The sequence below is a fragment of the Pseudoalteromonas pernae genome (assembly GCF_039831865.1).
Classification (GTDB): Bacteria; Pseudomonadota; Gammaproteobacteria; order Enterobacterales; family Alteromonadaceae; genus Pseudoalteromonas; species Pseudoalteromonas pernae.
The window spans coordinates 593,676-610,510 of sequence record NZ_JBDODM010000002.1 but is presented as its reverse complement, the minus strand read 5'-3'; the positions used below and the strand labels follow the sequence as shown (position 1 = coordinate 610,510).

General features: G+C 46.6%; 12 protein-coding genes. 8 read left to right on the top strand and 4 right to left on the bottom strand.

From position 1 onward, the window contains the following. The first annotated feature begins 37 nt into the window (after positions 1 to 37). The 4 genes from V1358_RS07015 to glpG all read left to right on the top strand — a co-directional run bounded on the left by V1358_RS07015 (position 38) and on the right by glpG (position 3,475). Complete coding sequence (locus V1358_RS07015) at positions 38 to 1,234, top strand: glycine C-acetyltransferase (RefSeq protein ID WP_347391732.1); 1,197 nt, start codon at positions 38 to 40, stop codon at positions 1,232 to 1,234. Positions 1,235 to 1,245: 11 nt separating this feature from the next. Then, complete coding sequence (tdh, locus tag V1358_RS07010; RefSeq protein WP_347391733.1) at positions 1,246 to 2,271, top strand: L-threonine 3-dehydrogenase; 1,026 nt, start codon at positions 1,246 to 1,248, stop codon at positions 2,269 to 2,271. A 68-nt stretch (positions 2,272 to 2,339) separates the two neighbouring features. Next, positions 2,340 to 2,657: a thiosulfate sulfurtransferase GlpE gene (glpE, locus tag V1358_RS07005; RefSeq protein ID WP_347393025.1), complete on the top strand. Its 318-nt coding sequence runs from the start codon at positions 2,340 to 2,342 to the stop codon at positions 2,655 to 2,657. Continuing rightward, the gene (gene glpG / locus V1358_RS07000; RefSeq protein WP_347391735.1) at positions 2,654 to 3,475 is read left to right on the top strand and encodes a rhomboid family intramembrane serine protease GlpG; all 822 of its coding nucleotides are present in this window, start codon (positions 2,654 to 2,656) and stop codon (positions 3,473 to 3,475) included. The genes glpE and glpG overlap by 4 nt, the downstream gene beginning before the upstream one ends. 34 nt (positions 3,476 to 3,509) lie before the next feature. Here the strand turns inward: glpG and V1358_RS06995 are convergent, their stop codons facing one another. After that, positions 3,510 to 5,636, bottom strand: a complete 2,127-nt coding sequence (locus V1358_RS06995) for a TonB-dependent siderophore receptor (RefSeq protein WP_347393024.1) — start codon at positions 5,634 to 5,636, stop codon at positions 3,510 to 3,512. 158 nt (positions 5,637 to 5,794) lie between these two features. Further along, complete coding sequence (locus V1358_RS06990; protein WP_347393023.1) at positions 5,795 to 6,952, bottom strand: DcaP family trimeric outer membrane transporter; 1,158 nt, start codon at positions 6,950 to 6,952, stop codon at positions 5,795 to 5,797. A 263-nt stretch (positions 6,953 to 7,215) separates the two neighbouring features. Between V1358_RS06990 and acs the strand changes: the two genes are divergently transcribed. Continuing rightward, entirely contained in the window at positions 7,216 to 9,156 is a 1,941-nt protein-coding gene (gene acs, locus V1358_RS06985) for an acetate--CoA ligase (protein WP_347393022.1), read from the top strand. A gap of 92 nt (positions 9,157 to 9,248) precedes the next feature. Then, positions 9,249 to 9,905 carry a response regulator transcription factor gene (locus tag V1358_RS06980; protein ID WP_347391739.1) on the top strand — a complete coding sequence of 219 codons (657 nt, stop codon included), beginning with the start codon at positions 9,249 to 9,251 and terminating at the stop codon, positions 9,903 to 9,905. A gap of 65 nt (positions 9,906 to 9,970) precedes the next feature. Here V1358_RS06980 and purU read toward each other — a convergent pair whose 3' ends face one another. Together purU and V1358_RS06970 are read right to left on the bottom strand one after the other, a co-directional pair. Then, positions 9,971 to 10,804, bottom strand: coding sequence for a formyltetrahydrofolate deformylase (gene purU, locus V1358_RS06975; RefSeq protein WP_347393021.1), 834 nt, complete (start codon positions 10,802 to 10,804; stop codon positions 9,971 to 9,973). 175 nt (positions 10,805 to 10,979) lie between these two features. Further along, on the bottom strand, positions 10,980 to 14,411 hold the full coding sequence (locus V1358_RS06970) for a PAS domain-containing hybrid sensor histidine kinase/response regulator (RefSeq protein ID WP_347393020.1): 3,432 nt from the start codon (positions 14,409 to 14,411) through the stop codon (positions 10,980 to 10,982). Positions 14,412 to 14,744: 333 nt separating this feature from the next. Between V1358_RS06970 and V1358_RS06965 the strand changes: the two genes are divergently transcribed. Further along, on the top strand, positions 14,745 to 15,008 hold the full coding sequence (locus tag V1358_RS06965) for a DUF4212 domain-containing protein (protein ID WP_347391741.1): 264 nt from the start codon (positions 14,745 to 14,747) through the stop codon (positions 15,006 to 15,008). An 11-nt stretch (positions 15,009 to 15,019) separates the two neighbouring features. Next, entirely contained in the window at positions 15,020 to 16,744 is a 1,725-nt protein-coding gene (locus V1358_RS06960; RefSeq protein ID WP_347391742.1) for a sodium:solute symporter family protein, read from the top strand. Positions 16,745 to 16,835: the final 91 nt, after the last annotated feature.

The window sequence follows — 16,835 nt, the reverse complement described above, 5'->3', positions numbered from 1 at the left end:
GTGCCCCTAAATACCTGTTCTAGTATCGGAGACATTTATGAGAGCTTCTGCGTTTTATACTCAGCTGCAAGAGCAAATCGAGCAAGTGAAGGCTGAAGGCCTTTACAAGAGCGAGCGCATTATCACTTCACAGCAACAAGCTGAAATTGAAGTAGCAAGTGGTGACAAAGTTATCAACTTTTGTGCGAACAACTACTTGGGCTTAGCGAACCATCCTGAGTTAATCAAAGCTGCGCAGCAAGGTTTGAGCGATCACGGTTTCGGTGTAGCGTCTGTTCGTTTTATTTGTGGTACGCAAGACATCCATAAAACACTTGAAGCTAAAATCAGTGATTTCCTGAAAACAGAAGACACGATTCTTTACTCATCATGTTTCGATGCCAACGCAGGTTTATTTGAAACCATCCTTGGTGCGGACGATGCGATTATCTCTGATTCATTGAACCACGCGTCAATCATTGACGGTGTTCGTTTGTGTAAAGCAAAACGCTTCCGCTACGCCAACAATGATATGGCTGATCTTGAGCAACAACTGATTGCAGCGACAGAAGCGGGTGCTAAAACAAAGCTTATCGCGACAGATGGCGTGTTCTCAATGGACGGCGTAATTTGTAACCTAGAAGCGGTATGTGACCTTGCTGATAAATACGATGCGTTGGTGATGGTCGATGACTCGCACGCTGTCGGTTTTGTTGGCGAAAACGGTCGTGGTACGCCTGAATACTGTGGTGTGATGGACCGCGTAGACATCATCACTGGTACGCTAGGTAAAGCGCTGGGTGGCGCATCAGGCGGTTACACATCAGGTAAAAAAGAAATTGTTGAGTGGCTACGTCAACGTTCACGTCCTTATTTATTCTCAAACTCGCTTGCGCCTTCAATCGTGACGGCATCAATCCGAGTGCTAGAAATGTTGGCAGATGGTAAAGAATTGCGCGACACGCTTTGGTCAAATGCAGCGTATTTCCGTGAGCAGATGGAAGCCGCTGGGTTTACCTGTGCCGGTAAAGACCACGCTATCATCCCAGTTATGCTAGGTGATGCTAAACTTGCAGGACAAATGGCTGACAAGCTACTTGCTGAAGGCATTTACGTGACTGGCTTCTCTTTCCCTGTAGTACCAAAAGGCCAAGCGCGTATTCGTACTCAGATTTCTGCTGCCCACACCAAAGAGCAGCTTGATAAAGCAATTGCAGCCTTTACTCGCATTGGTAAAGAGCTGGGCGTTATTTAAGGAGCGCATTGATGAAAGCATTATCAAAACTTAAGGCTGAAACAGGCATCTGGATGACAGATGCGCCTAAGCCAGAAGTAGGTCACAATGATTTGTTAATCAAGATCCGCAAAACAGCTATCTGTGGCACCGATGTACACATTTACAAGTGGGATGAGTGGGCACAAAACACTATTCCTGTGCCTATGGTTGTTGGCCATGAGTACGTAGGTGAAGTCGTTGATATGGGCCAAGAAGTACGTGGTTTTGAAATTGGCGACCGTGTATCGGGTGAAGGTCACATTACTTGTGGTCACTGCCGTAACTGTCGTGCTGGCCGAGTACATTTATGCCGTAACACCATTGGTGTGGGTGTTAACCGTGAAGGTAGTTTCGCAGAATATCTTGTGATTCCAGCGTTCAACGCGTTTAAGATCCCAGATAACATTCCAGATGAATTAGCATCAATCTTCGACCCGTTTGGTAACGCTGTACACACAGCGCTGTCTTTCGATTTAGTCGGTGAAGATGTGCTAATTACAGGCGCTGGCCCAATCGGCATTATGGCTGCTGCGGTAGCTAAGCATGTGGGCGCACGCAACGTAGTGATCACCGATGTTAACGAGTACCGCTTAGATCTTGCTAAAAAAATGGGCGCAACGCGCACAGTTAACGTCGCTCAAGAAAAGCTTGAAGACGTGATGAAAGAGCTGGGCATGACAGAAGGCTTCGACGTAGGTCTTGAAATGTCGGGCGTACCCGTGGCGTTTAACTCAATGCTGAATAACATGAATCACGGCGGTAAAATCGCAATGCTAGGTATTCCACCTTCAGACATGGCGGTTGATTGGAACCAAGTGATTTTCAAAGGGCTTATCATTAAAGGCATCTATGGCCGAGAAATGTTTGAGACTTGGTACAAAATGGCAAGTTTGATTCAATCAGGCTTAGATATTTCGCCAATCATCACTCATGAGTTTAAAATCGATGACTTCCAAGAAGGCTTCGATACTATGCTCAGCGGCCAATCTGGTAAAGTGATTCTAGACTGGGCATAATTGCATTGGCTTAGCATTGTTAAGGCGGCTTAGGCCGCCTTTATTGTTTACACAAGATTCGGAGCATCATGGCTTACAAACATATTTCAGTCGCACAAACCCGTGAGTTATTAGATAACGACAATGTCGTGATTGCAGATATTCGCGACCCTAACTCGTTTGCTGCAGGGCACATTCCTTCTGCTGAGCACCTCAATAACAGCAATATTGGTGAGTTCATGCTACACAAAGAGTATGACCAACCCATTATTGTGGTGTGTTATCACGGTATTAGTTCACAAGGCGCAGCAGGCTATTTGGCCGAACAAGGCTTTGATGACGTTTATTCCATGGACGGTGGTTTCAGTGCATGGGCAACGCAATTTCCTGAATTGGTAGAAAAATGATTGAATTAGGCAGCACCAATAATGTTCGCGCAGCACAAGGGTTCGTTGATTATCTCAGTACCCAAGGATTTCACGGAGCGCTAAAAGCGGGTGAAAATGGGCATGTGATCATTGGTGTTGCACCTGAACACTTTCATCAAGTGCAGCCACTGTGGCAAGAGTTCCAGCAACAGCCAAATCATCCAAGGTACGTCGATGCCGCTTGGGAAGCAGGAAGTACAGACTCAGGGCTAGTGTACGGTGGTCCAAAGCTCAACTTAGTATCGCGATTCAACCAACTGAGTTGGTTAGTGAAAGGCGTGAGCATTGCCAGTATCGTTATCTACGCTTTGTTTTTATTGGGGCAATTCAGCGATATTTTTCCAATTTTGCAATTTAAAGCCAACCAACCACTTTCATGGCTGACTCCGTCGATAGTGCATTTCTCAGCTATTCACTTGATCTTCAATGTGTTGTGGTGGTTGACCTTAGGTCCGGCCATTGAAAAGCAAACATCTAAAATGACCTTAGTCAGCGTGTTTATTCTGGGCTCTTTAGCCAGTAGTTGGGCGCAATTTATCATGGTTGGACCAAATTTCGGTGGCCTTTCGGGCGTGGTATACGCGCTAGTTGGTTTTTGCTGGATATACCCAATCCTAGCTAAAACACCCGCGATGATGACTAAGGGCATGATTGGCTTTCTATTATTGTGGTTAGCCTTTGGCTTTACCGATACCTTCTTTATCCCTATGGCTAATTGGGCTCATTTAGGAGGCCTCCTCAGCGGGGTGCTCATCGCCGCGTTTATGGCATTTGGAATCACAAAAAAGGCGACCTAATGGTCGCCTTGTTGCTGGTCAGTATAGTAGGAGATTATAGCTGCCAGTTCACAGAGAACGCGTAGTTACGAGGCGCACCGTAATAGCCTTGCGCCCAGTATAGGCTGTGAATGTACTTTTCATCGGTGGCGTTGTTGACGTTGAACGTTGCACTGACATTGTCAGTAAACTGATACGTGGCCACTAAATCAAGTAATCCATAAGCACTTTGTTTGGTTGTAGTGGGGATAGTTCCATTACTTTGATCACGAGAGGTTTCGGCTTGCCAGCGGTAGTTTGCACCTAAGCTCAAACCATCAAAGAAAGGTACTTGATAATTCAGCGCTACCTTGACTTGATCTTCAGGCGTGTAGTCGCGCACTAATTTACCATCAGCGGCATCGTCGCCGGCTTCAATGTCTACGTGGCTGTAGCTGAAGCTTGCACTTAAGTCTTGTGTTAAACGACCACTTAATTCAAGTTCATAGCCGTCGCTGTTGATCCCTTCTGCGGCGTAATAAACGGTGTTATCCGGTGTCGATAAAGCCGTGTCTGCCAGAGCAATGCCTACTTGTCGCGCGTCAAATAACGCAACTGTTGCAAACAGCTGACCGTCTAACAACTCAGCTTTGAAACCAATCTCTTTGCTTTCACCTGTGATTGGGTCAAGGGCTTTGCCGGTCAAGTCTTGCTCAGACTGAGGAGCGAAGGTTTCTGTATAGCTAGCATACACTGAGTAGTTATCAGTAAAGTCATACACAGCACCAACGTAAGGCACAAATTCTTCTGCGCTGTTTACTTTCGAGGCACCATACGCTGAACCAGTAGACTCCCAATCGGTATAGCGACCGCCGACCAATACCGCGAGAGGGTCGATAATCTTAAAGCGCGCTTGGGCGTATGCAGAGCGTTGGTCCGCTTCTACGACTGAGCCATTTAAGCCATCTTCTAAAGTAGGGATTGGTGCTTTGCCATCAAAGTCTTCTAATGGCGGCATTGCTGGGAAGCCGTTACCTGTTGTGAAGTCGTACAGTGACTTATCTTGGTAGTTTAAATCGGCACTGCTGACACCAAAGCTCAGGTTGTGAGTTTGCCCAAACAATGAAAAGTCACCCGTTGCATACACGTCAAATAGGTTTTGTTGGTCTTTGTAATCATATTCACTGGCATAACCTGTTAAGCCGAGGCCTGTTTCTGCACTTGGTGTGCCGTACACGTAGAACAGCTCAGAGTCTTGCTCATTGGTCATGTAGGCATAGCGTGCACGTACAAACCAGGATGTACCAAGACTTTGCTCTAATTCTACAAACACGTGTTCGTTGTCATTATTCCAGTATGACCAATCCGCAGCTGTGCTGGTCGACACATCGAAATCTGTCGCTGTGCCATCATCGTAAAACAGCGGTAGCGCGCCCCATAATGGACTGTCTGCGTCTTTAGTTTGGCGCACGTAATTGATTGAAAGCTTAGTTGTATCTGTTAGCTGGCCTTCATAGGCGAGGTAGCCGAGTGTTAAATCTGTGGCGTAGCGGTCTAGATAAGAGTCTGCTTTTTGCTTTGTTAAAACTGCACGCACTGCATGTTTGTCGTTAATTGCACCTGACACATCGGCTTCAATACGTTTTTTGCCCCATGATCCCACAGATGCGGAAGCGTTTGCTTGCGTTGTATAAGTTGGCTTTTTCAAAACCATGTTTACAGTCGCTGCGGGGTTACCTGCACCTGTCATAATACCATTAGCACCACGTACAATCTCAATGCGGTCATAGATAGATGTGTCTAACGTACCGTGCACATCGCCACGCTCTTGGGGAATACCTAGGCCATCAATTTGGAAGTTGGTGATATCAAAGCCACGTGCCTTGAAGTAGGTGCGGTCTGTCTCGATTTGCTCAACCGTTACACCCGGTGTTGATTCAAGTACAGCGTTAATATCGTCTAGTGAGAAGTCATCCATCATCGCGCGCGACACTACAGAGATAGACTGAGGTGTTTCTTTGATGGTGATGCCAAGTTTACTCGCAGATGCGGCTTGTTCGGTAATGTAATTTTTGTGGTGCTGACCGTATACAGCAACACGCTCAATTTCAGCGTCTTGTGACTCTTCAGCAAGAGCTTGTTGGCTCAATACCACACCACAAAGAATAGCAATTTTAGAAAGGGGGAAATGTTTGATAGACATAAATTTAGCACACTGATTTAGAATTTCCTGCATGGTAATCTAAATGATAATGGTTTTCAATAAGATTTAATCTTAAGGTATTTTTTCTTTTGCGCCATAAAAAAACCGCACCTAAGGTGCGGTTTTGTGAGTTTATTGGAATTAACTAGGTGCAGCGCTTAGAACGCGTACTTAGCAGAGAATTGTAATCTGTCTAAATCACCGTCGGCGCCATTTTCGGCTTCACGTTCAGCGTGTTTGAATTCGACGCCAAAGGTCATTTTCTTCACCGGAGAGTACAGCAAGTTTGCGCTATAGCTGACACTGCTCTTGGTGGGGTTGCCACTGAAGGCAAGTAGGTCGGTGTTGTTATCTGCCTCAAAGAATGAGTACAAGAAGGTTGAGCGGAACTGCTCACTCCAGTGATGCTGATAACCAATAAAGCCTGACGTCGAATCAATTGCATCTAGGCTTGAGCCGTCGTACACAGCGCCGTGAGCGACGTTTAAGCCGATGTAACGGCCAAGGCCCTTACCTTGAGTCAGCATGAATTTGATGTTGTTTTTGCCAAGGTTCACCTTACCAGAGACACTGACACCAAATGAGGTTTCATCTTCGTCTGCACCGCCTTGCTTGTAGGTAAGTTGACGCGCCAAACCTGTTACCACAACTTGACCCCAGTCAGCGCTGAAGTTATAGCGCGCGGTGAAATCCGGCATGCTCGCATCATCAGTTTCAACGCGTGCACCATTGACGGTGATTGTGCTTTCAGGGTTTTCTACTGAAAACGCCCAATTACCGACGCTGTAACGAGCTTGTGCTTGGCGAGCAAACACGGTGCCTTCCGCTGGGCCAACGAAATCCAGAGTCTCAGGCAATGCACCAACGTTCTGGAAATTCGACCATGCTTGACCAAAGAGCCAGCCGTCATAGGTGATATAGGCTTGTCGAATACGTGGTGAGTAAGAGTTCGTAACGCGCTCGTTACCACCAATCGAAGCAATGAAGTCTAGTTCGATGTTGGTTTTGACTGTTTTGCCATTATCTAATTTTGTACTGGTGCCAAAATTGAATCGCGATTGACGTGCGTGCATATCAAATACCGCATCACTGTCGGCATCATTACCCACAGGTGTGGTGCTCGGTACGTAGAAATCGCGACCAATGCTGTCCCCTGAGATTGTGCCTGCAGAGAAGTCACTCCACATCGCATCGAGTTTGACGTAACCGCCGTAGCTAACGTCTGTATTGCCGATCGTCGCAGCCTGTGCGCTGGCCGTTGCGGCACACACGGCAGTTGCCACTAATGTTTTTGTTATCAATTTGCGTGTTGTCATAATCTTGTCCTGTTCCAAGCTAGCTTTGAAAACATGGTCGTTGATGACTTTTTGGGCAATTATCTATTGGTCGTACGACTAAGGTATAGGCTGGTGACAATAAGAGGATGAATAGAGGTAAAAATGAATGAAAATTGACCGTGTTAATGGCGACAAATACAGCGCAGAACGCGGATTCTATACTAAGGTCTAATACTGTAAGACGTGCCTGTGAGTAATGCTGTGGGCAAGCCACTAGGCAACAAAAAAAGATGGAGACGCACATGTCACAGAGCATTTATCCGGTTTTTGAAAATATCAAAGACAACGCATTAGTCGATAACGAAAAATACAAAGCACTTTATGAGAAGTCGATTCAAGACCCTGAGGGTTTTTGGAAAGAACACGGACAACGTCTAGATTGGTACACGCCTTACACCAAAGTTAAAAATACTTCATTTGATAAAGGTCACATCAGCATTAAATGGTTTGAAGACGGCAAACTCAATGCTTCTTACAACTGTATCGATCGTCACTTAAAAGACAAAGCAGATAAAACGGCACTAATTTGGGAAGGCGACAACCCAGAGCAGAGCGAGCAGATCAGCTATCAACAGGTTCACGATGAAGTATGTAAACTTGCCAATGGCCTGCGTAAGCTAGGCGTGCAAAAAGGCGATCGCGTCGCTATATACATGCCAATGACGCCACAAGCTGTTTACGCAATGCAAGCATGTGCACGTATTGGTGCTGTTCACTCAGTAGTATTTGGTGGCTTCTCGCCTTCAGCGATTGCCGATCGCATTAACGACAGTGGCGCCAAAGTGGTGATCACCTCAGATGAAGGCCGTCGCGGTGGTAACTGTGTACCACTCAAAGCGAATGTAGACGAAGCTGTGCGTCAAGACAGCGTAACAACGATTGAGCACGTTATTGTGCACCAACTCACCGGTGGCGACGTGGAGTGGAACGACCACGACGTATGGTGGCATGAATTAGTAGCCGATTTGCCTGCTCACTGTGAGCCTGAGGTGATGGATGCTGAGGATCCACTGTTTATTCTTTACACCTCGGGTTCGACGGGCAAGCCCAAGGGGGTCGTACACTCCACCGGTGGTTACCTAGTTTATAGTTCTATGACGCATGAATATGTATTTGATTTACATGACGATGATATTTACTGGTGTAGTGCCGATGTGGGTTGGATCACCGGTCACAGTTACATCGCTTATGGGCCAATGGTAAACGGCTGTACACAAGTAATATTTGAAGGTGTACCAACGTATCCAAGCGCAGGGCGTATGGGCGAAATCGTTGACAAACACAAAGTCACGATTCTTTATACGGCACCCACCGCTATTCGTGCATTGATGGCTAAAGGTGATGAGCCAACTGCAACCTCCAAGCGTGATACTCTTCGCGTGCTCGGTTCTGTGGGTGAGCCAATTAACCCAGAAGCATGGGCTTGGTATTTCGAGCAAATCGGTAATAACAAGTGCCCAATCGTGGATACTTGGTGGCAAACGGAAACCGGTGGCATCATGATCACGCCATTACCGGGCGCAACTGACATGAAACCAGGTTCTGCCACCCGCCCATTCTTCGGTATTGCACCAGCGCTGTTTGATGCTGAAGGTAACACCTTAGAAGGTGAAACAGACGGGAACCTGGTTATTCTTGATAGCTGGCCGTCGCAAGCACGCACAGTATATGGCGACCATGACCGTTTCGAGCAAACTTATTTCTCTGCTTACCCTGGTGTTTACTTCACAGGTGACGGTTGTCGTCGCGATGAAGATGGCTACTACTGGATCACTGGTCGTGTAGATGATGTATTAAACGTTTCAGGTCACCGTTTAGGTACCGCTGAAATTGAAAGTGCTCTTGTTGCCCACGAGGCGGTCGCTGAAGCGGCAGTTGTTGGTTATCCGCACGATATTAAGGGTCAAGGTATCTACGTGTACATCACACCAAACGACGGTGTGGTAGTGAGCGATGAGCTGACCAAAGAAGTGCGTAACTGGGTGCGTAAAGAGCTAAGCCCAATCGCATCACCGGACATGATCCAGTGGTCACCGGGTTTACCGAAAACGCGTTCGGGTAAGATCATGCGTCGTATTTTACGTAAGATCGCTGCAAATGAGCACCAACAGCTTGGAGATACGTCGACCTTGGCCGATCCAAGTGTGGTTGATGAGCTTATTGAAAACCGCTTGAATCGTTAATTGGGCGTTAAGAGCTTGATTATCGAACGATTCTAAACGTAGACTATCGGCTATCATCTAAAGGTGATGGCCGATTTTTTTAGGAGCGAAACATGAGTCAGTTTTTAATAGCGGACGACCACCCCTTATTCAGAGAAGCGCTAAAAGGGGCACTGACCAAGCAGTTTCAGCCTTTGGAAGTATTAGAATCTGATACCTTCGACAGCACGCTAGCTGTGCTAGAGAGCCACGAAGATTTAGACATTTTACTTCTTGATCTGCACATGCCAGGCAATGGTGACTTATATGGGCTTATTCGTATTCGCGAAGACTACCCAGAATTGCCAATTGCTGTTGTCTCGGGCAGTGAGGATCTTCAGGTTGTCTCTAAAGTCATGGGCTATGGCGCGATGGGCTTTATTCCAAAGTCTTCCTCGGCGCAGGAAATTGCCGATGCTATCAATGAGATTCTTGAAGGTGATAGCTGGCTTCCAGAAAATATTAAAGACAAAGTGGAAGCGATCAGTGGCGAAGACAAAGAGCTTGCGGCGCAAGTGTCGTCGCTCACACCACAACAATATCGAGTACTCAGTTACTTACATGAAGGCTTGTTAAACAAGCAAATAGCCTATGAACTCAATATTTCAGAGGCAACGGTAAAAGCGCATATTACTGCTATATTCCGTAAACTTGGCGTTTATAACCGCACACAAGCGGTATTGATCGCATCGAAATTACAACTTGAGAGCATGGAAAGCCAACAACAATAACTACCAGGTGCTCTTAACATCCATCCGGCGTCCTATTGCAGCCGGATGGACTCTTCACTGGCTATTTAATCAAATACCACAGTTCGATTATCATTAATAAAGAGCTTATGCTCGCAGGCAAGCTCTAGCGCCTGACAAAATACCTGTTTTTCAACATCACGGCCTTTTTTCGCCATGGCTTCTGCGGTATCCGCATGAGTCACCGGACGGACTTGTTGCATTATAATTGGCCCTTCATCGAGTTCGTTATTCACGAAGTGAGCTGTGGCACCAATGATTTTCACACCGCGCTCAAAGGCCTGATGATAGGGCTTTGCGCCAATAAAGGCGGGTAGAAACGAGTGGTGTATATTGATAATTCGCCCTTCGAATCGGCTAACAAAGTCAGGGCTTAAAATACGCATATACTTAGCGAGTCCGATTAAATCAGGTTCATACGCTGCGATTTTTTCAGCCACTAAATGGTCATGCTCAGCGCGGCTTAACCCTTCATGGCTAATACAATGAAAGGGCACGCCGAAGCCTTTCGTCAGTGGTTCGAGATCAGGGTAATTGGCAATGACGGCAAGCACGTCGATATTTAACGCTTGCTCAAAACATTTCAGCAGCACGCCACCTAAGCAATGTGCCTCTTTAGTTGCTAGTAGCACCACTTTAGTCGGCTCAGTGCCATGCAGGGATAATTGCGAGCCTGCAGGCAGGCTTTGTTGTAGCTGCGCGACTAAATCTAGGTTGTCGAAATTGCCATCCAGTTCGGTGCGCATGAAAAAGCGACCATGCTGTTTATCTACAAATTCATTGTTACGGGTGATGTTCAGCCCGTGCTCGAAACACAAGCTGGTGATTTTGGCTATCAGGCCTTCTTCATCTGGGCACTGTGCCAGTAAAACTTTCTTCATTTCCTCATTCCTATTACCAAGGTTTACCGCATCGCGCAGTAAAACTAACACTTGGCTGTATGTAGGCATTTACACTCACATTACCAAGCGTCGGTCATTATGCGCAGGCTTTATGTCCGCTGGCAACGACTCGGTGTTTGAGCACTTGGTGCAGCGTGATCAAGGTGCAGTGTGATTACAAAGAATGATTCAATAATGCTTTTAACTTCGCTGGTTTTACAGGTTTAGATAGATAATGCACACCCGCGGCTTTGGCGGTGGCTTTTAAGGTGTCATCGCGTACCGCTGTGATCAGGATTGCTGGCAATTGCTGGCCACGAACTGCGCGAATTTGATCAATCACACTCAGGCCATCATCTCCATCTCCAAGTTGATAATCCATGAGGATAACGTCAATTTGCGTGTCGCTTTGCGCTATTTCTAATGCTGCTTGAGCATTTTGGCAGCTGTGGCACTGTGCCCCCCATTTATTGAGTAAGTGGGTCATGGCTTCAATGTTGGCGCTCTCGTCATCGACCACCAAGACATGGTAGTGAGATTGAGCTTGCACCGCATTGTGCGACTCTTGTGCGGTTTGAATGCGTTCGGCATTTCCGTATGGCACCTCGACTTTAAAGCAACTGCCTTTGCCCAGTACCGAGTGCATGGTTAGTCGGTGCGATAATAAATCGACCATACGCTTAACCACGCCAAGTCCCAGACCTACACCTTTATTGTCGCCAGATTCAACGCGATAAAAGTCATCAAATATTTTTTGTTGCTCGTGATCGCTAATACCTAATCCCGTATCCCATACCTCAATACTTAAATGGTGTTTACGACGGCGACAGGCCACTAACACTTTGCCGCTTTGTGTGTATTTAACTGCGTTAGAAACGAGGTTTTGAATAATGCGGCGCAAATAAGTGATGTCGCTGTGGACGATATCATTGTTGGAGCGAAGCGTTAGCTTTAAGCCTTTATCGGCGCACAAAATAGCGTATTCGTTAACCAGTGGCACAAGAATATCATCAATATGAAAGTGCCTTGGCGTTGGGGACATAGCGCCTTGATCCAATTTGGCAATATCCAGCAAGGCCGACATCAGATGCACTGTGCTGTCTAAGCTGTCGCCCAGCTTCTCAAGACTATTGCTGTTGTGCTGACTAAGCTCTTTTTCATCCATCGAAGCCAGATACAAGCGGGCAGCGTTCAATGGCTGTAAAATGTCATGGCTGGCAAGGGCAAGGAAGCGGGTTTTACTGTCATTGGCCCGTTCCGCCTCTAGTTTGGCCGCTTTTAATGCCTGCTCAATTTGCTCGCGACTGGCTATTTGCGCTTTGAGGTCTTGGTTCATTGCTCGTACTTCTTGGGTACGTGCTTCAATGCGGTTTTCCAAGTCCATATTGATTTCTTCCAGCGCATTTTGTGTTTCCATATGCGTGGTGATATCTGAGAAGCTGGTTACGAAACCGCCGTCGGGTAAGGGGTTACCAATCATTTCAAATACTTGGGAATTGCGGCGATGGCGAATAAAGTGATGTGGCGAGCCATTACGTAAGTGGCGAACACGCTTTTCTACATGCTGTTCGACTTCCCCGGGGCCACATTCGCCGCGCACAGCGTTGTAGCGGATCACTTCTTCAATAGGTTGTCCTTGCTGCAAGAAGCCCTCAGGGTAATTAAACATCTCTGCATAGCGCTTGTTCCAGGCCACCAGATTTAAGTCTTTATCGACAACGGAAATACCGTGACTGAGGTTTTCCAGCGAGGTGAACAATAAATTTTGGTTAAAGCGCAAAGCTTGAGTGGTCTCATCAAAAAAGTTAACCACTTCTTCAAACGCTAATTGTTTGCCACTGGCCACTGTTTGAATAAGTGCTTGTGCCGATGATGCACCCAACACACCGGTGAGCGCACGTTCGCAGTAGGCAATAAATTCATTGGTTGGCTGGCTGTTGTCTTCGCCCAAATCTTCACTGAGTTTGTAATGAGCAAGTACCTGAGTGCTGCGCTGGGCCCCCAAGAAGGTTTGCAACAATACTTTGAAATCGTAAACAGTAGCGTCGACGTTCTTATTCAAGCGCTTGGCAAAGTTCAGCTGTTCCATCGGATTAACAAAAGCTGCGGCTTGAATTCGGTCAATCAAACGTTCTTGTGCACCCAAAGAGAAACTTACATAGCAACAAATGTTGGCAAACAATGCCATCAGTGTGCCCTGGGTGATGAGGTTTTGCTGTGCGGCGCTATCCAAAGCCCCGTTGGCATTCATGATTGGCATGAGTAAAAACAGTGTCCAACACACTACACCCGCGGTTAAACCTGCGTACACTCCATATGCATGGCCTTTGCGCCAATACAAGCCGCCGACAATCGCCGGTAGTAGCTGTGTCACCAAAGAGAAAGCAACCAAGCCCATTGATGCCAATGTTTCACCGTGCCCAAATAGCTGCTGATAGAGGTATGAGAGTAATAAAATAGCGCCTATGGTGAAGCGTCGAACCAGTAAAATTTTCGAGCGATAGCTGCTATTTAGCTGGTTGCGACGAAATTTGCGCTTTAACAACAAGGGCAACACCACGTCATTCGAAATCATGGTGCTCAATGTCAGTGTTGCCACCACAATCATAGCCGTGGCCGCCGATAAGCCTCCGATAAACACAAACGTGGTCATGATTGAATGGTCAGTTTGCAGTGGCAAAGCCAATACAAAACTATCGGCGCTGTGGCCATGGCCAATTTGTGGAATGATAGCGGCACTGGCAATGGGGACGATCATTGCGGCGATGAGTAATAGATACAAGGGAAATGCCCATCGCGCGGTACGCAAGTGGCGAATGTCTTGGTTATCAACAACCGTAACGTGGAATTGCCGCGGTAAACAGATAATGGCTGTGGCCGCCATTAGTGTTTGGCCAATAAAGCCAAAACTAAACACTGGTGAGTCTTGCCAATGTTGCCAAACAGAGTCGAGTGAGACTTCATCAGGCAAAGAGTACAAGGTGTACAGTGCAAGCCCTGCAACAAATCCTAGTGCGATTAATTTCACTAGTGACTCAAAAGCAACCGCTAACATAAGACCGGAGCGATACTCGGTTACATCCACTTTTCGAGTCCCAAAGAATATCGCAAAAATTGCCATGATTAAGGCGCCACCTAAGGCCAATACTGGGCCGGAGACTTGTGACCCACCGGGTAAGAGTAAGAAGCTGCTGGATAGCGCTTTGAGCTGCAGTGCGATATAGGGAATGGTTGCCATTAAGGCGATAAAGGTGACGAATATCGCTGTAAGCTGACGCTTACCGTAACGGGCGGAAATAAAATCGGCGATGGTGGTGATGTTTTGCTTTTTACTCACCAGTACTAGTTTGCGCAGGAACCCCTGAAAAAACACAAACAACAGCACAGGACCGAGCAGAATGGGTAAGTAACTCCAGCCATTGCTGGCAGCGGTTCCTACCGAACCATAATAAGTCCATGACGTACAATAGATCCCCAACGACAACGCGTACACAAAAGGGTGGTGACTGATGTACTTCGCCCACGGTGTCGTTTTATCACCCCAGTTGGCTAACCAGAATAAAACACAAATGTAGGCCAGAGAGACCAGAATTAAAGCTAACGTCATGGTATTGGCTGTTATTTTTATTAGTGCATCTACCATAGCAAAAGCCGTTTGTGATTAGCAGTGGTTTTGTATTATTCAGTCATGCGACTAAGGGCTATTAGACTAATGTATTAAGCCCACGTTAATGCGTTTTGATACCATATAAAAATGATAAGAATAAATTATAAGTCTATGTAAATAATGGGTTTTTACTTGCTTTTCTGTTTTTGAAAAAGCGCGTTAAATTTTTGTTACGACTAAGGTCTGAATTTCCTCTTGCCAAAGCATTGCTAGATTCAACAGTGACGATAACAACCGATCATGCCTCAGTGCATGATGTAAAGGGGATACAAAATGGCTTTTAAAGACGCAGAACATGCTAAGGCCTATTGGAGCGAAAACCTCAGCCTCGTGTTTAAATTACTCGCGGTGTGGTTTGTCATTTCATATGTCTGTGGCATTTTGTTAGTTGACGTACTAAACGAAGTACATTTCTTTGGGTTTAAACTCGGCTTCTGGATTTCTCAGCAAGGCGCGATTTACACCTTTGTTGCTCTTATTTTTGTCTACGCAATCAAAATGAACGCGTTAGATAAGAAATACGGCGTAGACGAATAAGGAGCACAATAATGGATGTCCAAACGCTTACTTTTATAATTGTTGGCTTGAGCTTCGCGATGTATATCGGCATCGCAATCTGGGCTCGTGCGGGTTCAACAAACGAATTCTATGTTGCAGGCGGCGGTGTACCACCCGTTGCTAACGGTATGGCAACAGCTGCTGACTGGATGAGTGCAGCATCGTTCATCTCTATGGCGGGTATTATCTCGTTCGCTGGTTACGACGGTGGTGTATATCTTATGGGCTGGACGGGCGGTTACGTTCTTCTCGCTTTATGTTTAGCACCTTACCTACGTAAATTTGGTAAGTTCACGGTACCGGATTTCATCGGTGACCGTTACTACTCTCAAGCGGCACGTGTTGTTGCTATCTTCTGTGCTATCTTCATCTGCTTTACCTATATCGCAGGTCAAATGCGTGGTGTAGGTGTGGTGTTCTCACGCTTCTTAGAAGTGGATATTGAAACCGGTGTTTACATCGGCATGGTGATTGTATTCTTCTACGCAGTTCTAGGCGGCATGAAAGGGATTACTTACACCCAAGTAGCGCAGTATTGTGTATTAGTATTTGCTTACCTTGTACCAGCAATCTTTATTTCATTGATGATGACGGGTCACTTACTTCCACAAACAGGCTTTGGTGCGACCTTGTCTGACGGCTCAGGCATGTATCTGCTTGATAAACTCGACGGACTCAGTACCGAACTCGGATTTGCCCAATACACCGAAGGCTCCAAGAGCATGATTGATGTATTCGCAATTACTGGCGCGCTTATGGTCGGTACAGCAGGTCTTCCACACGTAATCGTTCGTTTCTTCACCGTGCCTCGTGTTCGTGATACACGTATCTCGGCGGCCTGGACTTTGGTATTCATCGCTATCGTGTACACCACAGCACCTGCTGTTGCGTCATTCGCTCGTGTAAACATGATTGATACTATCAATGGTAAAGACGGCAGTGGTACGCTTTATGAAGAAGCACCGCAATGGATCAAAAACTGGGAGAAAACAGGCTTAATCACATTCAACGATAAGAATGGCGACGGCCGTATGTTCTACTCAGCGGGTAAGATTGACGATCCTGCAAGTGCAAACGAAGTGAACGTTGACCGCGACATCATGGTACTGGCTAACCCTGAAATTGCAGACTTACCAGCGTGGGTTATTGCATTAGTTGCGGCTGGTGGTATCGCTGCGGCGCTATCAACAACGGCCGGTCTGTTGCTGGTTATCTCAACTTCGGTGTCGCATGACTTACTCAAGCGGACCTTAAAGCCTGATATCAGCGATAAACAGGAGCTCTTGGCAGCGCGTTTAGCAGCCATGGTGGCAATTGGTATCTCAGCGTACTTTGGTATTAACCCACCTGGCTTTGTGGCTTCGGTGGTGGCATTTGCCTTCGGCCTTGCGGCAGCGAGTTTCTTCCCAGCAATTATCATGGGTATATTCTCAAAACGCATGAATAAAGAAGGTGCGATTGCCGGTATGGTAACGGGTATTGGTTTCACCGCGGCTTACATTATCTTCTTCAAGTTTGTAAGCCCAGAGCTGAACTCCCCTGAGCACTGGTTCCTTGGTATTTCGCCAGAGGGTATTGGTCTACTTGGTATGATTGTGAACTTCGTTGTGGCTGCTGTTGTGCAACGTATGACCGCAGAAACACCGGATGAGATCAAAGAAATGGTTGAAAGTATTCGTAACCCGAAAGGTTCTTCAGCCGCTCATGCCCACTAATTCCGCCTAATACAGCGTGATAGTAGAGCCCGACCTTAGACCAAGGTCGGGCTTTTTTTGTCTGTAAATTAGACCTAGGCTGTAACTATCC